Here is an 18,596-nt window from a genome sequence, read left to right as displayed (position 1 = left end):
CCTCAGCACCCGCCCCCGTACCGGCCTCCGCCCCCGTCCCCGCCTCCGCGCCTGCTCCCGCACCCGCCTTCGCGCCCGATTCCGCCCCCGCACCCGCCTCCGACCCCGGCCCGCCCCCGTCGGACCCCGCGAGCGACGCCCCCCGCACCGGCTTCGACTGGCGTGCCGCCGCCGACCAGGTCGGTGACGTCATCCCGCCCCGCTTCGTCGAAGCGCCCCTCACCGCCGGCGGCAGCGGCGACGGCGGCAGCGGTGACGATGGCGGCGGTGACGCCGCCGCCTGGGACGTGGACTCGCCCGGCACCCTCCGGCTCGCGGACGTCGGCGGCATGCAGGAGGTCAAGGACCGCCTGGAGGCGGCGTTCCTCGCTCCCCTGCGCAACCCCGAACTGCGCAAGCTGTACGGAAAGAGCCTGCGCGGCGGGCTCCTCCTGTACGGGCCGCCCGGTGTCGGCAAGACATTCATCGCCCGCGCCGTCGCCGGCGAACTGGGAGCGGGCTTCCTGTCCGTGTCGGTCAACGACGTACTCGACATGTGGATCGGCAACTCCGAACGCAACATGCACGAGATCTTCCAGACCGCCCGCCGCCAGGCACCCTGCGTCGTGTTCCTCGACGAACTCGACGCCCTTGGCGCCAAGCGCAGCCGCACCCAGCACAGCGGCCTGCGCAACACCGTCAACCAGCTCCTGACCGAACTCGACGGCATCGACTCGGCGGCCAACGACGGCGTCTTCGTGCTCGCGGCCACCAACGCCCCCTGGGACGTGGACACCGCGCTGCGCCGCCCCGGACGCCTGGACCGCACCCTGCTTGTCCTGCCGCCCGACGCCCCGGCCAGGGAAGTGATCCTCCGCTACCACCTCCGTGAACGCCCCGTCGAGAACGTCGACCTGGGCAAGCTCGTGAAGTCCACGGAGGGACTCTCCGGCGCCGACCTGGCCCACCTGTGCGAGGCGGCCGCCGAGACCGCGCTCCTTGACTCCGTGCGTACCGGAACGGTCCGCATGATCGGCATGCAGGACCTGCTGCTCGCCGCCAAGCAGACCGTGCCGTCCTCGGAACCGTGGTTCGCCGCCGCGCGCAACGTCGCCATGTACGCGAACGAGGGCGGCACCTACGACGATCTGATCGCCTACCTGAAGAAGAACCGGAAGCTGTGAGCACGCTGCACCCGATGGTCGAACAGGCCCAGGCGCTGATCGAACTCGAACGTTACGACCAGGCGCTCGCCCTCCTCGGCCGCCGCCTCGCCGAGGCCCCCGACGACGTACGCGCCTGGGTCAAGACCGGTTACTGCCACCTCCACACGGAACAGCCCGCGCGAGCGGCGCAGGCAGCCGCCGAGGCCCTCAGGCTGGCGCCCGAGGACTACGGCGCGCTGATGCTGAGCGCCCACGCGACGGTGCGCGACAACGGCTGGCTGAAGGTCGAGCCCGTGCTGCGCGAGGTGATCCGGGTCGCCCCGCACGACGCGTACGCCCATGCCATGCTCGCGGACGCCGTGTGGCGCCGGGACCTGGTCGAGCACGCCAAGGCGACCGGCGCCCGGCAGATCAGCCACGGCGAAGCCGACCGCGCCTCCCGTGCGGCGGCCGACCTGGCCATGGAGGCGTTGCGGCTCGGGCCCGAAGAGGTCTACGCCCACGAAGTGGCCCAGCGCATCGCCAGTGTCGCGGGCAACGGCACGGTCGCGGACCAACTCGACGAAGCCATCCTCCGCATCGACCCGCAGCACGCCGAAGCCCTGGCACGCCAGACGCAAAAGGCCGCGCAGGCGCCGGGAGTGAGCGCCTCCCGGGCCGCCGGGCTGTACGCGGACGCGCTCGCCGTGGACCCCCAGTCCGCGCCCATGCGCGAGCAACTGGACCACGCCACCTACCGGCTGCTGCGCGGCACCCGGTGGCTGGCCGTGCTCTGTGTGGTCACGGCAGGCGCCATGATCGACGTGTTCCCGTCGGACGACCGGCCGGCCCCCGAGCTGCCCCTGCCCGTCGGCCAGCGCCTGTGGATCCTCGTGATCATGGCCGCGATCTGGGGCTTCGGCGCCTGGCGCCGCTATCGCAGACTCCGTGCCGGGGTCCAGCTCAATGTGCGCTCCCTGGTCCGCCGCGGCCGTTGGGCCCGGGTCGTCCTGGCGCAGGCCGGTCTGGCGATGGTGTGCGCCGTGCTGATCGCCGAGATCCCCTGGGAGGGCCGGGACACACCGCGGCTGCTCTTCTGGGCGGGGCTGCTGCCGACGGCGGCCACCATCTGGTTCGACAAGAGGAAGACACGCTGACAGGGGACGGAGACGGGGACGGGGAAAGGGACAGGGACGGGGAAAGGGACAGGGGCGAGGACGGGTGGCCGGACGTACCCGGTGACACGGCGCTCACCATCAAGCTCCCGGAAGCCGACCCGCTGATCCGGGCCGGATTCCCCGCCCATGTGACGGTGCTCTACCCGTTCCTGCACGAGAGCCGTATCGACGACGGGGTCCACCGCGCGCTCGCCGACCTGTTCGGCGGCCACGACGCCTTCACGCTCACGCTCGGCGCGTTCGGCCGCTATCCCGGCGTGCTGTACCTGGACCCGTGGCCGCACGATCCGGTCAAGGCCCTGCAGAAGGACCTCGCGCTGCGCTGGCCCGAAGCGCTGCCCTACCGGGGGATCTTCGGCGCGGGACTCGACCCCCATGTGACGGTCGCGAACAGCGAGGGTCCCAGCACCCAGGACGCCGCGTACGACGCGCTGGAGGCCGAACTCGCCCCGCTGCTGCCGTTGACCTGTCCGGTGGACACGGTCCACCTCATCGTCCGGGACGGTGGGCGGTGGCGGGACCGGGCCGCGTACCGGCTCCACCGGACAGGTCACCCGGTCACAAGGTGCGTTCGATGCGGTCGGCCATGAGCTTCACGAACCGGGCGGGGTCGCCCGGCGTGCCGCCCTCGGCGAGCAGGGCCATGTCGTAGAGGAGTTCGGCGGTCTCCGCGAGGCCGCCGTCGTCGGGGCGCTCGGCGCGTGCCGTGTTGAGGCCGCTGACCAGAGCGTGGGACGGGTTGAGTTCGAGGATGCGCTTGGTGGGCGGCAAGGACTGGCCCATGGCGCGGTACATGCTCTCCAGGGCGGGTGTCACATCATGGGTGTCCGAGACCAGGCAGGCGGGGGACACCGTCAGGCGCGAGGACAGACGCACCTCCTTGACGTTCTCCTTCAGGTGCTCCGTCATCCAGGTCAACAGGCCCGCGAACTGCTCCTGGTGCTGCTTGCGCTCCTTCTCCGCCTCCTGCTTCTCCTCCTCCGTGCCGAGGTCGACCTCGCCCTTGGCGACGGAGCGGAACTGCTTGCCGTCGTACGCGGGCACGGAGTCCACCCACACCTCGTCGACGGGGTCGGTGAGCAGCAGCACCTCGATGCCCTTGGCCCGGAACGTCTCCATGTGCGGAGAGTTCTCCAGGGCCTGACGTGACTCACCGGTGAGGTAGAAGATGTGCTCCTGCCCCTCCGGCATGCGCTCCACGTACTGGCGCAGCGTGGTGGGCGCGTCCTCGTCGTGCGTGGTGGCGAAGGACGACACCTCCAGGAGTGTGTCGCGGTTCTCGTAGTCGCCGATCAGGCCTTCCTTGACGACGGCGCCGAACTCCCGCCAGAAGGTGGCGTACCGCTCCGGGTCCTTGGTCCGCAGGTCCTTGACGGTGGCAAGCACCTTCTTCGCCAGGCGCCGGTTCATGAGCTGGATCTGCCGGTCCTGCTGGAGCATCTCGCGGGACACGTTGAGTGACAGGTCCTGGGCGTCCACGACACCCTTGACGAACCGGAGGTACGACGGCATCAGCGCGTCGCAGTCCTCCATGATGAAGACCCGCTTCACATAGAGCTGTACGCCGCGCTTGTAGCCCTGGTTGAACAGGTCGTGCGGAGCGTGGGAGGGCAGGAACAGCAGCGCCTGGTACTCGAAGGTGCCTTCGGCCTGGAGCCGGATGGTCTCCAGGGGGTCGTGCCAGTCGTGGCTGATGTGCTTGTACAGCTCGTGGTATTCCTCGTCGGTCACCTCCTCGCGCGACCGCGCCCACAGGGCCTTCATCGAGTTGAGGGTCTCGGGGGCGGCGGGGGCCTCCGCGTCCTCGGTGCCGGTGCCCTCCTCGCCGGTGCCGTCGGCGCCCGCGTCGGCGCGGGGCTCGGGGGCCATGCGGACGGGCCAGGTGATGAAGTCCGAGTACCGCTTGACGATCTCCCTGATCTTCCAGGGCGCGGCGTAGTCGTACAGCCGGTCCTCGGCGTCCTCCGGCTTGAGGTGCAGGGTGACGGCGGTGCCCTGCGGCGCGTCGTCGACGGTGTCGATGGTGTACGTGCCCTCGCCGGTGGAGGTCCAGCGGGTGCCCTGGCTCTCGCCCGCGCGCCGGGTCAGCAGCGTGACCTTGTCGGCGACCATGAAGCTTGCGTAGAACCCGACGCCGAACTGGCCGATGAGCCCCTCTGCCGACGAGGCGTCCTCGGCCTCCTTGAGTTCCTTCAGGAACTGCGCGGTACCGGAGTTGGCGATGGTCCCGATGAGCTGGACCACCTCGTCGCGCGACATGCCGATGCCGTTGTCGCGCACGGTCAGCGTACGGGCCGCCCTGTCGGCCTCGATGTCGATGTGCAGGTCGGAGATGTCCGCGTCGAGCGAGCTGTCGCGGAGGGCCGCGAGCCGGAGCTTGTCCAGTGCGTCGGAGGCATTGGAGATGAGCTCGCGGAGGAAGACGTCCTTGTTCGAGTAGATCGAGTGGATCATCAAGTGCAGAAGCTGGCGGGCTTCCACCTGAAACTCGAACGTCTCGGTCGTCTCAGTCGACATAGTCCGTGAATCCTTCTCAGATCACCAATGGCGGCAACTACTTGAAGAAACTTTAGATGAGCTGGTCGGGCGATGGGGACGACACCGGGCGAAGTCGTCGTCCGCACGGCTGCCCGACACCGCCGACGCCTCCGGCCGACCGGACGGATCCGGTCGGCCGGAGGCGGTGGCCGGGCGCACGGCCGGGTCGGGCGCGGCGCCCGGCGGGCCCGCGCTCAGCGCGCCAGGTGCTTGATCTTCTCGAACGGGTAACCGGCCACGGCCACCACGACCAGACCGTACGCCGCCACGACGAGCAGCCCGGCGGTGCCGATGGCCCGGTCGCCGTCGGCGAGCAGGACCCTGCCGATCGGCACCAGCGGCGCGAGGCTGAGGATCGCCGCGCCGGTGCACCAGTGCGCGACGAGCTGGTCGGCCTTCGCCCGCAGCGCCGGGTCGCGCTTGACCTCGTCCGGTACGTCGTACCCGATGCTCCGGTCGCAGACCTGGCCGCGACGGCCTACCCGGGCGGCCAGCAGCGTGACCACCGCGAGGAGGACGAAGCAGCAGATGATGAAGACGTAAGCCATGAGAGCGCGGACCCCGGATACCTGTCGACGTGCGTGGGACGGCTAGCGGATGTACTTGATGATGAAGGCGGCCACCATGGCGACGGCCTTGTTCTTGACCCAGCCGGGCAGGAACTTCCAGACCACGCCGCCGATCTCACCGCCCAGACAGCCGACGATGGCGTTCTTGACGTAGGTGCCCTTGCCGGAGAACTTGCCGTCGGCGACGTCGCTGAGCACCGAGGTGGGAATGCTGGCCACGGCACCCTTGGCGCACCAGGCGGCGGCGCCGATGGCGACGGCGGCGATCGGGAAGGCCCGCGGGCGGATCTCGCCGTCGGCACCGCCCTCGTTCATGGCGCGGGTCAGCTCGGCCATCGCCTCCTGACCCATGCCGTCCTCGATGAAGTGCCGCTGCTCCGCGGTCAGTGCGGGCATCTCCTCGGCGGCCGAGGCCACCGTCCTGGCGGCACGGGACTCGGCGGCGTGGGCGGCCAGGGCCGGGGCGGCGCCCGCGAACAGGGCGCCGGCGGTGAGTGCGGCCACGCCCACCAGCGAGGCACGGCGGATCGCGGGGTGGCGCTGCTGTGTCGTCATCACTTGGGTCTCCCCCTGCCGCACCGTCGGTACGGGCGGCGTCGTCATGGTCGTCACGGCGGGCGGGATGTGCGCCGCCGTCGGCGGACGCCGCCTGGTCGTGGGCGTCGCGGCCGGGAACCATGCTGGCCGGGACGCCCCCCTGGCCGTAACCGTCCACCGGCCCCCTCCGAATGGAGGGTTCCGTGGTGCCCCGGCGCCGGACGGGCCTCACCGCGGCAGCACCGCCCGTACCGAGAAGCCGCCGTCCACGGTCGGGTGGGCGGTGACGCTGCCGCCCACCAGGGCCACGCGCTCGCGCAGTCCGGCGAGACCGTGACCCCCGGCGGGCAGGGCGGGCGCGGTCCTGTCGGTGGGCGGCGGCCCGTTGCTGACCTCGACGACGAGCGCGCGCTCCCCCTCCGGCGCCAGGACGGAGACCTGCACCGGTGCTCCGGGTGCGTGCTTGCGTACGTTGTTGAGGGCTTCCTGCACGACGCGGAAGGCGCACGCCTCCAGGGCGGGGTCCCAGTCGGGTCCCGGAGCCACGGCGATGTGCACGCTGACGTCGAGCAGGCTCTCGGCGGTGAGCCCGTGCAGGTCGGTGAGGCGGGTCCGGCCGACGGCGGCCGCCGCCGCGGGGTCGGCGCCGCGCAGTACGCCCACCATGTCCCGGAGTTCCTCCAGAGCCCGCACACTGTGTTCGCGCACCACCTCGATGTCCGCCCGTCGCTCGCCGTCGGACTCGGTGGCGCTGAGCACTCCGGACTGCACGGCGATGATGCCGACGTGGTGCGAGACGGTGTCGTGCATGTCGCGGGCCAGGCGGGCACGTTCACGGGTCACCGCGCGCTGGGCCTCCAGACGCCGCTCCCGGTCCTGGGAGGCGGCCAGGTCCGCCAGGCGGTCCTTGAGCTCGTCACGCGTGGCGAGGAGGCGGCCGAGAACGATCGGGCCGAGACTCAGCAGCCCCGCGCCCTCGATCATGGTGAGGACCTCCGGCCGGGAGTGGTCCAGGAGCGCGGCGGGCGGCCAGGGGACAAGCGCGGCGGCGAACAGCAGCGCGCCGCAGCCCGCGATCACCCGGTACGACGCACGGCGGGCCACCACGAACATGGCGAGCATGGCGGGGAGCCACAGGTATTCGGTGACGGTGGCGGGCAGCGTCGCCGCCACGGTGCTCAGCGGGAAGCGGTGGCGCAGAGGGAGGGCGAGCAGAGCGACCGAGCAGACGGCGAGGCCCAGGTGATCGAAGGTCCCGGCGACGGTCAGGAGCTCGGCGCAGGCAAGCAGCGCCACGCCACGTTCTGCGGTGCGGCGGTCGAACCTCATCGGCCCGCGGTGTCCCCGGCGAGCGGGTCCGCAGGCACCAGGCCGAGGCGGTGGGCGTGCACGGCGGCCTGCACGCGGTTGCTGACCCCGAGTTTCACCAGGAGGGCACTGACGTGGTCCTTGACGGTGGTGGTGCCGATGAAAAGGCGTTGCCCGATCTCCGCGTTGGAAAGGCCGTCGGCGAGCAGGGCGAGCACGTCCCGCTCACGGCCGGTCAGCTCGGGGGCGGGGGAGCCGGACAGGGACGGGGCCGGTCCCGGGCCCTGTGCGCCGGTGCCCGCGTAGTGGCGTACGACCGTGCGGGCGAGACGGGGCGCGAGCACGCTGCCACCCCGCGCCAACTCCTTGATCGCGTACTCCAGTTGCGCCGGGGGTGTGTCCTTGAGCAGGAAACCCGCCGCGCCGCCGCGCAGGGCGGCGGACAGATGCTCCTCGGCGTCGAAGGTGGTGAGGAGGGCGACGGCGGGCGGTGCGGGCAGCGCCCGGAGGTCGGCGAGGACCGTCAGGCCGTCGCGGTCCGGCATCCGCAGGTCGAGCAGCACCACGTCGGGGCGGTGCAGCAGAGCCTGGTCCGCGGCCGCCGAGCCCGAACAGCCGGCGACCGCCTCGATTCCGTCGAAGGTCTGCAGAATGCGCCGCAGCCCCTCCCGGACCAGGTTCTCGTCGTCCACCACCATCACCCGCACGGCTGTTCCCTGCACTTGCTCGGCCCCCTTGCTCATGTACAAGAAACCCCAGCATAACGGTACGTTTTTACACGGATTTTAGGGTGGCCGCCGCCTCAGGCGTCCTTCGGCATCCCGGTCCAGTACTTGACGCGCGCGAGCAGATGGTCGGGGTCGACCGGTTTCGTGACGTAGTCCGAGGCTCCCGCGGCCATCGCCTTCTCCCGGTCGCCCTTCAGGGCCTTGGCGGTGAGGGCGATGATCGGCAGTCGCGCGTACTGCGGCATCTCGCGGATCGCCGACATGGTCGCGTAGCCGTCCATCTCCGGAATCATGATCTCCATGAGGACGATCGCGACGTCCCGGTGCCTGCCGAGGACCTCGACGCCTTCCTGGCCGTTCTCCGCGTACAGCACCGTGAGGCCTTGCCGTTCCAGGCTCACCGTCAGCGCGAAGACGGTGCGGATGTCGTCGTCGACGATCAGCACCTTCTCCCCGTCGAACCGGGGCGGCGCCTGCCCTGCGCGAGTCGTCTCCGCGGACGCCGCGGACAGCGGGGGCACGAATTCCGACAGACCCTCGAACGACGGCACCGACCCGTGCGACGGCTGGTCGAGCGAGTGCGGCGGCCGGTCGAGCGAGTGCAGCGGCAGATACAGCGTGAACGTGGAACCGTGCCCCGGTTCGCTCACCGCGTGGATCTCACCGCCGAGCACGCGCGCGACCTCCCGGCTGATCGCGAGCCCGAGTCCCGTACCGCCGTACTTGCGGCTTGTCGTGCCGTCCAGTTGCTGGAACGCCTCGAAGATCGCCCGCATCTTGTCGGCGGGGATGCCGATGCCGCTGTCGGACACCGAGAACGCGATCAGGCCGTCCTCCGGGGAGTGCAGCGAACCGGCCTCCCAGAGCTGCTCCCGGATCGCGGCGGGCACATCGGGGCCGCCGGGCAGAACGGAAAGCCGCACCGCCCCGCTGTCGGTGAACTTCACCGCGTTGGACAGGAGGTTGCGCAGCACCTGCAGCACACGGCTCTCGTCGGTGTACAGCGTGGCGGGCAGCTCCGTGGACAGGCGTACGGAGAAGCCGAGGCCCTTCTCCTCGGTCAGCGGCCGGAAAGTGGCCTCTACGTAGTCCACGAGGCGCACGAGCGCGATCCGGGTCGCGCTGATGTCCATCTTGCCCGCCTCGACCCGCGACAGATCGAGGATGTCACTGATGAGCTGGAGCAGGTCCGAGCCCGCGCCGTGGATCGTCTCGGCGAACTCCACCTGCCGAGGCGTGAGATTGCCCTCGGAGTTGTCGGCCAGGAGCTTGGCGAGGATCAGCAGCGAGTTGAGGGGCGATCGCAACTCGTACGACATGTTCCCGAAGAACTCGGACTTGTAGCGCATCGAGACCACGAGCTGCTCGGCGCGCTCCTCCAGAACCTGCCGGGCCTCCTCGATCTCGGTGTTCTTGATCTCGATGTCGCGGTTCTGCCGCGCGAGCAGTTCCGCCTTGTGCTCCAGCTCGGTGTTGGACGCCTGTAGCGCCTGCTGCGAGGCCTCCAGTTCGGCCGAACGCTGCTGGAGCTGCGCGGTCAGCTCCTGGGATGCGCTCAGCATCTGCTCCGTACGCTGCTGCGCGGTGATCTCGTCGCGGCTGAACTCGATGAGGCGGACGACGGCTTCGGGGATGTCGGCGGCGCGCTCGCCCAGCCAGCGGTCGGCCTCCGCGAGGCGCGTCGCGGACAGCAGGTCCGCCTCCGTCGCGCGCTCCTCGACCACGGCGAGCCACTGCTGGAAGTCGGCGTCCTCCTCCACCCAGGCGGCGAGCCTCGCCCACTCCCGGATCAGCGCCTCGTGCGCGATCTCCGCGGTGTCGGGCCCGCCGGTGCCGAGGACCACGAGGCGCTGCTCGGGATCGGCGAGGAGCTGCGCGATGTACCAGTCCTTGCCGAGGTGTGCGCGGTGGACGGTGACGCGGACGGCGCTGGTGGCCCCGCCGCGGGCACGGACCATGGACAGCAGGACCCGGCGGATACGCGGCTCGTCCAGGTGCTGGGCGAGCAGGCTGTAGGCCTTCTCCGCGTGCTGGTTCAGCGCGCCGGAGACACCGCCGAGGCTCTGATAGCTGTCGAAGCTGAGCCGCCGGTCGTGCTGGAGGGCCCACAGCTCCGTCAGGGTGAACTCCAGGAGGGGCAGGCTGCCCGCGGCCCTGCTCGCCTCGGCGGCGATGGCCTCGGCGAGCCCGGGCGTGAAGGTGACCCCGGCCACCGACGCCGGTTCGACGATCACCCGGATGAGGGCCGCCTCGTCCAGCGGGGACACGTTCAGTTGCCGGTCCTGAAGGCGGGGCCCGATGTCCGGCAGTTCGAGCAGGTCGGGCAGGAAGTCGGCCCGCAGGGTCGCGACGAGGCGGACCCCGGGGTCCTGTGCGACGTCCGCCGGCGGGAGCAGCCGCTCAAGGAACTCCAGTTGCTGCGCCCGGTCGGCGCTGCCGCTCAGGACCTCCTCGAACTGGTCGGCGATCAGCGCGAGTCGGCGCCCCGTGAGCACCCGCAGCCGGGAGGCGACCGTCCAGAAGCCCTCCTCCCGCAGGGCGCGGGCCCGGTGTTCCAGTTCCTCCAGGCTGTGGGTCCGCCGCGGGTGCTCCAGTTCGAGGAGGGCGCGGGCCACGGCGTCGAAGGGGGACATCCCTGGCCGGAACGAGGCGACCGCCCACCCCTCCGTCGCGAGCTGGGGTTGCAGGCCCGCGGCCACCAGGGACGACTTGCCCACCCCCGAGGGCCCCGTCACCATCACGAGCGGCTGGGTCTTCACCATCGTCCGCAGTCGCTCGACCTCACGCTCCCTGCCGACGAACACTCCCGCCAGCGCGTCCTCGGCGCTGAACGCCTGCAACCCCCGGTAGGGGCACGGCGGCAGCACACCCCGCCCCAACGCCTCGGGCCAGGCGGCGGAGACCTCCGACAGCGGTACGGCGTACGCGTCATGGGCGGCTCCCTCACGGCTCGCGAGGGCGAGCATGCCGACGACGGCGTCACCCCACCGGTCCGTGATGATCACGGGCGATCCGCTGTACCCCGGCTGGGCCCGCAGCGCGGACTCGCTCTCCGCGTCGAGCTGCACGAGCCCGCCGCCGACCGCGCCCCGCAGCACACAGGTGCTCCAGGCGCCGTTGGCCTTCCTGGGTGGATTGCCCGGGTAGCCGAAGACCTTCACCCGGGTGTCGCCGACCAGGCCCGTGCGGGCGTCGATGAGCCGGGCCGCGCCCGCGCTGACGGGCAGTGTGTCACCGCCGACGAGCACAAGGCCCGCCACGTCCCTGCCCGGCGCGCCGCCGCCGGGCGGAGGGTCCCACGAGCCGATGCGGCAGTGCCGCAGCGGTGCTCCCTCCGCGTCGCCGAGCAGCACGAACTCGACCTGCACACGGGCGTCGCCCGCAGGCCGCTCCGCGCAGCCCTTCTGCCGCCCCAGGGCCACATTGACCACATGGGCGCAGGTCACGATCTCCTTGTCACCGACGACGAAACCGACGCCGACCGGCGCCCCCGTCGCCGTGTCGCGGACCTTGACGACGAATCCCTCGCGCTGCGCTCCCATCGGGTCAGGGGCGGTTCCACGTCAGCCGGACGGAGAAGTTCACTTCGGCCGTCCCCTTGGCGATGATCACACCCGTCTCGCCGCCCATCTTCAGACCGAACCCCAGCTCCGCGGTGTCGGGCCCCAGCTCGCGCACGGTGTCGGCCACCTTGGACAGCGTCGGCTCGATCTGGCCGAGAGCCTCTTCCAGCGACACGCGTGCCCGCGCGACCAGCCCGCCCCCGGCCGCCAGATCGAGGTCGGTGGCACCCGGGTCGACATCGGTATCGACGTCCACCTCGAACACGGCGACCTCCTCCGTGCCGTCACCGAGCCTCATGGTCAACTGCTGTGGCACAGCTCATCCCCCAACCCAGGGCCGTACGCCCGAACGACGACTGCCGACGCCGTCCATCCTCGGGGAACGTGACCGCGCCCCGCAGCCACATGAAGGGATCCACCGCCGCGGCGGAAGAATCGCGCATCGCGCGGAAGAATCACCTGGCCACTGACGCCCGCCCCGGCGGTTCCCGCACCGCGATGATCTAGCGTTGCGTTATGTCTGATATTCCCGGAAGCTCTCCTTCGTCGGACGCGTCGTCGGACGCGTCGTCGGACGCGTCGTCGGACGCGTCGTCGGACGCGTCCTCGGATGCGGCGTCGGGCGCGGCGTCCGGCGGGGCCCATCCGCGGCCCCCACACGGAGAGCACGGCCGAAAGCCCGGCTGGCCCCAGCGCTGGGCAGCCTTCAAGGAGTCACCGTTCCTGCCCGCCACCGTGCTGCTGTTCATCCTGGCAGCGGCCGCCGGTCTCTTCGCGGGCTCCTATACGTACGCCATGGCCAACCCCACCCCTCGCCAGGTGCCCACAGCGGTCGTCGGAGCGGAGCACGGCACAAGGGGCGAGGCCTTCCTGACCGGCATGGAGAAGGCCCTCGACGCCTCGGTGGAAGTCCACCGCTACGACACGGTGGGCGCCGCGCGCGAGGCCGTCGAGCAGCAGGAGGTCTTCGCGATCCTCGACGCCCGCCAGGGCGAACGCATCCACTTCGACGTCTCCGCCGCTTCCGGCGCCTCGGTGGCCGACCTGCTGGCCGAGACCGCGGCGAAGGTGGGCCGGACCCTGAAGGTCCCGGTGACCGTCACCGACCTCAACCCCCTGCAACCCGGAGACCCACGCGGTCTGGCGATCTTCTACATCTCGCTGGCCGCGGTGATCATCGGCTTCGTGGGCGCCATTCAGCTCAGCGTGCACGCCCGCGGGCTCAACCCCGCCGAGCGCATCGCGTTCACCCTCGCCTACGCCCTCCTCGGGGCCTTCGCCATCGCGGCCGTGGTCGACTGGTGGCTCGGCGCCCTCGATCTGCCGTTCGTCCAGTCCTGGCTCGTCCTGGCCCTCACCATGTTCACCTCCGGCATGGTCTTCTCCATGTTCAACACCCTCGTCGGGCGGTGGTCGATGATCCCGACATGGGGCCTGATGGTGCTCCTGGGCAACCCGTCCTCGGGAGGCGCCGTGTCCTGGCCGCTGCTGCCGTCCGCGCTCGGACACATCGGCCGCTGGCTGCCTCCGGGAGCCTCGGTCAACGCCCAGCACACGGCCGTCTACTTCAACGGCCATCAACACCTCTTCCCCTACCTCGTGCTCGCAGGATGGGCCCTGGTCGCGAGCACGGTGTTCTGGGTGTGGCGCCACCGCCACCCAGGAGGGCGGGAGACCCGCCGGAGCCGCCCTGCCCACGCGGCGACCTGACGGGCCGACATAGGGTCATGAGGCAGGCGACACTCCTGCGTACGAGCCGGCACGCACCCACCCGTACGAGCCGGCACGTACCCGCGTACGAGCCATCAAGGAGAGCGCAGCACATGACTGACCAGCCGTCGGGAAGACTCCCGCGCCGTTCCATACTTCGCGCATCGGTGTTCGGGGCGACGGCGGTCGCCGCCGGTGGCACCGTGGGACTCGGAGCCACACCGGCCGCCGCTGCCCCCGCGGGTGCCCCCGCCGCGCCCGCCGGGGCCCCCGTGGCACTGCCCGCGCCCACAGGCCCGTACGCGGTCGGCACCCGGGCCTGCCACCTCGTCGACGACCGCCGTGACGACCCGTTCGCGCCCACCAGGACACCGCGCGAACTGATGGTCCAGGTCTGGTACGCGACCGCGGCGCCCCGCGGTGAGCGTGCCCGATACCTCACGCCCGGCCTCGAACCGGTCGTCGAACAGCGCTTCGAACTGCCCCCGGGCTCCCTGGGGCGGGTGCGCACCGACGCCTGGCGGAACGCCCCGGTGCACCCCCGCCTGCGCGACGCGCCCGTGGTGTTCTTCGGCCCGGGCCGCCAGGACCCCGCGGCCACCGGCACGACCTTCGCCCAGGACCTCGCGAGCCACGGCTACCTCGTCATCGCGGTGAACCACACCTACGACGGCCCGACCGAGTTCCCCGACGGGCGGGTCGTCCCGCAGAATCCCGGCACCGGCGATCAGGCGGTGCTTCGCAAGTACTCCGACGTGCGTGCCGCGGACCTGAGCTTCGTGCTCGACGTCCTGACGGGGAGGCGCGCGGCGCGGCTTCCCGCTGACATCACACGGTCGGTACGGCGTGGCGGCGCCGGAGTGTTCGGCCACTCGCTCGGCGGCTCCGCGGCCGCCGAAGTGCTGCGCACCGACTCCCGGTTCACCGCGGGGGCCTGTCTGGACGGCGCCCTGCAGACGGACGCGGTGCAGAGCGGCCTGCGGCAGCCCTTCCTGCTGTTCACCGAGCCCATGGAACTGCCGACGTGGACCGACTTCATGGCCCACCACACGGCCTGGGGACGCCGTATGGTCCTGGCAGGCGCACGGCACTACAGCTTCAACGACCTGGCCACCCTCGGCGTCGAGCTGAAGCTCGACGAGGTGTGGACCGCGGAGCGCTTCGCCAAGTTCTTCGGCACGGCCGAGGGACGACGCGCGCACGCGGTCACGGGTGACTACGTGCGCGCCTTCTTCGACCACTGGCTGCGCGGCCGCACCACGACGTCACCGTCGCTCGACGCCGCGGACGCCGGGTACCCCGAGATCACGATCGGATGGAAGGCCGGGAGCTGAACCCACGCGCCCCGGCCCTCCCCCCACGCGCCGTGCACGTACTCGTACACACATACGGGGTGGGTCAGCGGACCTTGCCGCCATATACGTGGGTGACCGCCATCGTCATGAGAACCCTGCGGTCGGAGACCATCACCGCGCGGTACTCGTCCCAGTCGGGGTGCTCCCCGGCGGCGGCACGGTAGTAGCGCACCAAGGCCTCGACCTCGGGGCCGTGCGGGTCGCTGCCGGGGCCGGTGAGTGTCGCCGTGCCCTCGGCCGTGGCCCAGGCCCAGCCGTCGGGCCTGGTGACTTCGAGGGTGGCCCGCGGGTCCCGACGGAGGTTCACCGTCTTGGCCCGACCTTCGGTCATCGACACCTGGATGACATCGGCTTCGCGGTCGTAGAAGGGGGTGACGGGGGAGAGCTGGGGGCGGCCGTCCGCCTTGATCGTCGCGAGCACACCGAGCCGGCTTTCGGCGAGCAGGGCGCGTGGGTCGAAGGGTGTGTCAGTCATGTCTGAAGCCAATGCTCGACGGACGCCCCCTATTCCGTACGTGTCACCCTCGGGAGGACGTCACTCGCCCTCTTCGGAGGACGTCACTCTCCCTGACCGGCCTCGGACTTGGTCTGGGCCTTGGTCTTGTCCTGGGGAGCGGCGGCCTCGTCGGGTGCCGTGTAGAAGACCGACGTGCCCTGCTTGGTGCGCTGGGCCCGGTTCTTGGCCACCAGGTTCTCGAGCGTGGTGCGCACGACGGTGGTCTTGATGCCACGCTCGGGGTGCGCCTTGCCGAGGTCGGTGGCGACTTCGGCCGCGGAGCGCGGTTCGGACTGTGCGGCGAGGTGACCACGCACGAGGTCCACCAGCGTGGGCTCGGCGGTCTTGGCGGGAGTGGCCTTGGCCGCAGTGGCCTTGGCGGCGGCGGGCTTGGCGGCGGCCTTGGCGGGCGCGGCGTCGGCCGGGGCCGTCTTGGCGGACGCGGTCTTGGCGGGCGCGGCCTTGCGGGCCTGCTTCTTGTCCGCCGTGCGCCGCGTCGCGCCGGTCTTCTTGGCGGCAGGCTGCTTCTTGGCCTTGCCGGACGTGGTGGATCCCTTGCTGCGGGGAGCGGGAATCACGGCGTCCTGGGGTGCCTGGTCCGACTCGGCGGGCGCGGACGGGGTGTCCAGCGCCTGGCCGATGTTGGTCAGGACCGTGTGGTCGTGCAGCAGGGCGGCAAGCTGCTCCTGGAGAGTGTCGATCTCCGCACGGATACGTTCCTGCTCCTTGATGTTGCGTTCGAGGTCGCTGGTGACCTGCGCGGCGTACTGCGATGCCAGTGCCGTGGCGGTGGTCGTGGATTCAGTCATAAGGTTCGGCCCTTTCTAGGTTCTTCGGCCTTGGCAGCGGACAGTGGGAACGCCCGCGACGCACCACGTGCATGTTTCGAGTAACTGGTACGTGTGGCTGAGAATAGCTCTTGCTCAACACCCTGGCGTACCGATTGCCCGTATGAGGTGGCCTCGGCCGGACGGTGAGCCAGTCGGTGAGCAACAGCGGCCGCACCCATTGAAGTACCCACCTTGGCACAGGTGAGTGATGTGTGGGAGTCGCCGGAGACCGCCAAAAGCCGACACGGACGACGTCGGAAGCGGTGGGGCGAACTCGTCAAGACGGAAAGGTTCTTGAGGCCGAGGAGCACTCACGAGAGTGAACCTCAGTCCCGTTCCCGGCGAACGGCCCCTTGGTCGAAAGGCCTCAGGCGTGGAGACGGGACGTGACTATGACTCGCTGCCATCACCGAGAACGACACCGAGAACCGCACCGGGAACCTCGCTGAGTCCGCACTGAAACAGCACGGAGAGATCACAGGAGACCTTCACAGAAGGCCTTCCGCCTTCCCGGAAGACCTTCACAGGAAAACACCGCGGGAGAACACCGCGGAAGCCCTGCACGGGAGTCAGAAGCCCTTCATGGGAGTCACCGGGGAGCCCTGACCGCGGCCCTGACCACCCGGCAGGGCCCCGGTGTTGCCGGATGTGTCCGCGGTGCCGGGGTGACGGGCGTGGACGTAGAGCTCGGCCAGAGCGCGGACATGGGTGCGCAGTGCCCACGGGTCTATGGGCTTGAGGAGGAACCCGCCCACGCCGAGGCGGTAGGCCCGCTCGGCCACGGAGTCGTCGCGCCCGACTCCCGTGACCAGGACCACGGGCAGCAGCCGGGTGTGTTCGAGGCGGCGCAGATACGTCACGGTCTCGAGCCCGTCCATGCCGGGCAGAAGGAGGTCCATCACCACCACGGCGATCTTCTCGCGCAGCACACAGCGCAGTGCCTGCTCGCCGCCGCCCGCCCGGAACATCCGCCGCCCCAGCGGGGCCAGGGCCTGCTCCAGGGCGAACAGGTTGTCCTCGTGGTCATCGACGAGCAGCAGGCCGTACTCCCCGTCCGCGCCCGATGCGGCAGGTCCGGGCGGGGACTCGGGGCGCGCTGCCGGTAGCGCTCGTGCGGAGGGCGGGTCGGCGGGCCAGGCAACGTTCAGCGGCTCACTCATGGAACCCCTCGGACTCGATGGTTCACTGCGGCCGCCTGCCTGACCGTGCCCGCTCAGTCTATCCGTCGCCGTCGCGCCACGACAGTGTGGCCGGGAGACGCGGGCGCAGCGGGCGTCCGGCGGCTGAAAGTGTCGGCACGAGGTGTGCGGGCCCGAGCAGTTGGTTGAAGTCATGGTCTATACCAGGCATGCGTGTCCCAGTATCCTCATCCGCAGCCAGTAGCACACCATCCCCCCACCCAGGTTGCGTGCCGGCGCGGACGACACCCCTTTCACCTCTGTCCCGAGCAGCCGGGTGACCTTCCCCTTCGCCGCCTCCAGGAGGATCACGGTGAACGTTCGCACCAGAAGCTCGGCGATCATAAGCGCCCTCTGCCTCACTGCTTCCCTCGCCTTGACCACGGCATCAGCCGACGAGTCCGCCACCCCACGCCAGACGCCGAAGGTCCAGCTCACGAAGGTGACCACGGCCAAGAACCCCATCGCGGGCACCGCAGGTCCCGGCGGCAACGTCTGGATCGCCGAACGCGCGGGCACCGTACGGGTGTTGAGCGCGCGCGGCCTCGGTGAGCCCGTCCTCGACATCTCCGCCGAGACCACCACCGACGGTGAGCGCGGCCTGCTGGGCATCGCGTTCGACAAGAAGTTCGCGCATGTGTACATCTCCTTCACGAACCTCGAAGGCACCAGCGTCATCGACGAGTTCGCCGTACGGCACGGCAAGATCCGGCCGGAGACCCGGCGGACCGTGCTCACCCAGACGCAGCCCTACTCGAACCACAACGGCGGCGACATCAAGTTCGGCCCCGACGGCTACCTCTACATCGCGTTCGGCGACGGCGGCGCGGGCGGTGACCCGCACGGCTACGGGCAGAACCTCGACACCCTGCTCGGCAAACTGCTGCGGATCGCCCCGAGGGGCGGCAAGCCGTACGCGATCCCGAAGGACAATCCGTTCGTGGGCGACCCGAAGGCCAGGGACGAGATCTGGTCATACGGGCTGCGCAATCCGTGGCGGTTCTCGTTCGACGCGGGCACCGGCGATCTGCTGCTCGGTGACGTCGGCCAGAGCGCCTGGGAGGAGATCGACTGGGCCCCGGCCAGGAGCAAGGGCGGCGAGAACTACGGCTGGTCCCAGATGGAGGGCACCCACCCCTTCCGGGGCGGTACGGAACCCGTGAACCATGTGCCGCCGGTGTACGAGTACGACCGCAACGGCCTCGGCTGCTCGGTGACCGGCGGATACGTCTACCGGGGCAAGGCCATCCCGGCCCTGAGGGGTCAGTACGTGTACAGCGACTACTGCGACGGCACCGTCCGCGCCCTGCGGATGAAGAACGGCGAGGTGACGGGCGTCAGCGACTTGCAGGTCAACGGCGGCGAGGTCGTCTCGTTCATTCAGGGACCGAGGAACGAGTTGTACGTCCTCGACATAGGCGGCAGCGTCCACCGCATCGACCCGGCGTGACGACAGCCGGCTGACGCGGCCCACCGCCCCGC

At 70.7% G+C, this 18,596-nt stretch carries 16 protein-coding genes and 2 pseudogenes; 6 read left to right on the top strand and 12 right to left on the bottom strand.

All coding sequences use genetic code 11. The features are described 5' to 3' along the window. The 3 genes from IG78_RS0105280 to IG78_RS0105270 form a co-directional block, all read left to right on the top strand. Positions 1-1,163: ATP-binding protein (locus IG78_RS0105280; RefSeq protein WP_030560062.1), on the top strand; the 1,163-nt coding region annotated here is incomplete at its 5' end. Next, the gene (locus IG78_RS0105275) at positions 1,160-2,281 is read left to right on the top strand and encodes a tetratricopeptide repeat protein (protein WP_030560060.1); all 1,122 of its coding nucleotides are present in this window, start codon (positions 1,160-1,162) and stop codon (positions 2,279-2,281) included. The genes IG78_RS0105280 and IG78_RS0105275, both read left to right, overlap by 4 nt. 98 nt (positions 2,282-2,379) lie before the next feature. Beyond that, positions 2,380-2,892, top strand: coding sequence for a 2'-5' RNA ligase family protein (locus tag IG78_RS0105270; RefSeq protein WP_225882001.1), 513 nt, complete (start codon positions 2,380-2,382; stop codon positions 2,890-2,892). Here IG78_RS0105270 and htpG read toward each other — a convergent pair. The 8 genes and pseudogenes from htpG to IG78_RS47670 all read right to left on the bottom strand — a co-directional run bounded on the left by htpG (position 2,861) and on the right by IG78_RS47670 (position 11,843). Further along, the gene (htpG, locus tag IG78_RS0105265; RefSeq protein ID WP_030560057.1) at positions 2,861-4,819 is read right to left on the bottom strand and encodes a molecular chaperone HtpG; all 1,959 of its coding nucleotides are present in this window, start codon (positions 4,817-4,819) and stop codon (positions 2,861-2,863) included. The two genes, IG78_RS0105270 and htpG, sit on opposite strands and share 32 nt — an antisense overlap. Before the next feature lie 215 nt (positions 4,820-5,034). Further along, complete coding sequence (locus tag IG78_RS0105260) at positions 5,035-5,388, bottom strand: hypothetical protein (protein ID WP_030560056.1); 354 nt, start codon at positions 5,386-5,388, stop codon at positions 5,035-5,037. A gap of 42 nt (positions 5,389-5,430) precedes the next feature. Continuing rightward, positions 5,431-6,012: a hypothetical protein gene (locus tag IG78_RS0105255; protein ID WP_225882000.1), complete on the bottom strand. Its 582-nt coding sequence runs from the start codon at positions 6,010-6,012 to the stop codon at positions 5,431-5,433. A gap of 162 nt (positions 6,013-6,174) precedes the next feature. After that, complete coding sequence (locus IG78_RS0105250; RefSeq protein ID WP_051852392.1) at positions 6,175-7,275, bottom strand: sensor histidine kinase; 1,101 nt, start codon at positions 7,273-7,275, stop codon at positions 6,175-6,177. Next, complete coding sequence (locus IG78_RS0105245; protein ID WP_030560052.1) at positions 7,272-7,952, bottom strand: response regulator; 681 nt, start codon at positions 7,950-7,952, stop codon at positions 7,272-7,274. Before IG78_RS0105245 ends, IG78_RS0105250 begins: the two co-directional genes overlap by 4 nt. 104 nt (positions 7,953-8,056) lie before the next feature. Continuing rightward, positions 8,057-9,619: pseudogene (locus IG78_RS51090) on the bottom strand (ATP-binding response regulator); the annotation flags it as partial. A 126-nt stretch (positions 9,620-9,745) separates the two neighbouring features. After that, positions 9,746-11,524 (bottom strand): annotated as a pseudogene (locus IG78_RS52405) (nSTAND1 domain-containing NTPase); the annotation flags it as partial. Positions 11,525-11,528: 4 nt separating this feature from the next. Then, the gene (locus tag IG78_RS47670) at positions 11,529-11,843 is read right to left on the bottom strand and encodes a CU044_2847 family protein (RefSeq protein ID WP_030560049.1); all 315 of its coding nucleotides are present in this window, start codon (positions 11,841-11,843) and stop codon (positions 11,529-11,531) included. Between the two features lie 218 nt (positions 11,844-12,061). On the opposite strand from IG78_RS47670, the gene IG78_RS0105225 reads away from it, so the two are divergent. Together IG78_RS0105225 and IG78_RS0105215 are read left to right on the top strand one after the other, a co-directional pair. Further along, entirely contained in the window at positions 12,062-13,255 is a 1,194-nt protein-coding gene (locus IG78_RS0105225) for an ABC-2 transporter permease (RefSeq protein ID WP_225881990.1), read from the top strand. Positions 13,256-13,368: 113 nt separating this feature from the next. Further along, positions 13,369-14,589 (top strand): alpha/beta hydrolase, encoded by a 1,221-nt coding sequence (locus tag IG78_RS0105215; protein WP_157855763.1) that lies wholly within the window; start codon positions 13,369-13,371, stop codon positions 14,587-14,589. 64 nt (positions 14,590-14,653) lie between these two features. Here IG78_RS0105215 and IG78_RS0105210 read toward each other — a convergent pair whose 3' ends face one another. The 4 genes from IG78_RS0105210 to IG78_RS51080 all read right to left on the bottom strand — a co-directional run bounded on the left by IG78_RS0105210 (position 14,654) and on the right by IG78_RS51080 (position 17,564). Beyond that, complete coding sequence (locus IG78_RS0105210; protein WP_030560045.1) at positions 14,654-15,085, bottom strand: PPOX class F420-dependent oxidoreductase; 432 nt, start codon at positions 15,083-15,085, stop codon at positions 14,654-14,656. Positions 15,086-15,168: 83 nt separating this feature from the next. Further along, positions 15,169-15,915, bottom strand: coding sequence for a hypothetical protein (locus IG78_RS0105205; RefSeq protein WP_030560043.1), 747 nt, complete (start codon positions 15,913-15,915; stop codon positions 15,169-15,171). Positions 15,916-16,505: 590 nt separating this feature from the next. After that, the gene (locus IG78_RS43890) at positions 16,506-17,096 is read right to left on the bottom strand and encodes a response regulator (RefSeq protein WP_051852387.1); all 591 of its coding nucleotides are present in this window, start codon (positions 17,094-17,096) and stop codon (positions 16,506-16,508) included. Positions 17,097-17,273: 177 nt separating this feature from the next. Then, positions 17,274-17,564, bottom strand: coding sequence for a hypothetical protein (locus IG78_RS51080; RefSeq protein ID WP_225882002.1), 291 nt, complete (start codon positions 17,562-17,564; stop codon positions 17,274-17,276). On the opposite strand from IG78_RS51080, the gene IG78_RS0105190 reads away from it, so the two are divergent. Beyond that, on the top strand, positions 17,455-18,564 hold the full coding sequence (locus tag IG78_RS0105190) for a PQQ-dependent sugar dehydrogenase (RefSeq protein WP_225881999.1): 1,110 nt from the start codon (positions 17,455-17,457) through the stop codon (positions 18,562-18,564). The genes IG78_RS51080 and IG78_RS0105190 overlap by 110 nt on opposite strands. Positions 18,565-18,596 lie beyond the last annotated feature (32 nt).

Source organism: Streptomyces aureocirculatus (assembly GCF_000720475.1).
GTDB lineage: Bacteria > Actinomycetota > Actinomycetes > Streptomycetales > Streptomycetaceae > Streptomyces > Streptomyces aureocirculatus.
The sequence above is the reverse complement of the archived record's forward strand: the minus strand, read 5'-3'. Positions and strand labels throughout refer to the sequence as shown.

Excerpts from the sequence above, each read along its gene's own strand:
- htpG (WP_030560057.1), bottom strand. The coding sequence starts at position 4,819 with ATGTCGACTGAGACGACCGAGACGTTCGAGTTTCAGGTGGAAGCCCGC.
- IG78_RS0105260 (WP_030560056.1), bottom strand. The coding sequence starts at position 5,388 with ATGGCTTACGTCTTCATCATCTGCTGCTTCGTCCTCCTCGCGGTGGTC.
- IG78_RS0105255 (WP_225882000.1), bottom strand. The coding sequence starts at position 6,012 with ATGACGACGCCGCCCGTACCGACGGTGCGGCAGGGGGAGACCCAAGTG.
- IG78_RS0105250 (WP_051852392.1), bottom strand. The coding sequence starts at position 7,275 with ATGAGGTTCGACCGCCGCACCGCAGAACGTGGCGTGGCGCTGCTTGCC.
- IG78_RS0105245 (WP_030560052.1), bottom strand. The coding sequence starts at position 7,952 with ATGGTGGTGGACGACGAGAACCTGGTCCGGGAGGGGCTGCGGCGCATT.
- IG78_RS47670 (WP_030560049.1), bottom strand. The coding sequence starts at position 11,843 with ATGAGGCTCGGTGACGGCACGGAGGAGGTCGCCGTGTTCGAGGTGGAC.
- IG78_RS0105225 (WP_225881990.1), top strand. The coding sequence starts at position 12,062 with ATGTCTGATATTCCCGGAAGCTCTCCTTCGTCGGACGCGTCGTCGGAC.
- IG78_RS0105215 (WP_157855763.1), top strand. The coding sequence starts at position 13,369 with ATGACTGACCAGCCGTCGGGAAGACTCCCGCGCCGTTCCATACTTCGC.
- IG78_RS0105210 (WP_030560045.1), bottom strand. The coding sequence starts at position 15,085 with ATGACTGACACACCCTTCGACCCACGCGCCCTGCTCGCCGAAAGCCGG.
- IG78_RS0105205 (WP_030560043.1), bottom strand. The coding sequence starts at position 15,915 with ATGACTGAATCCACGACCACCGCCACGGCACTGGCATCGCAGTACGCC.
- IG78_RS43890 (WP_051852387.1), bottom strand. The coding sequence starts at position 17,096 with ATGAGTGAGCCGCTGAACGTTGCCTGGCCCGCCGACCCGCCCTCCGCA.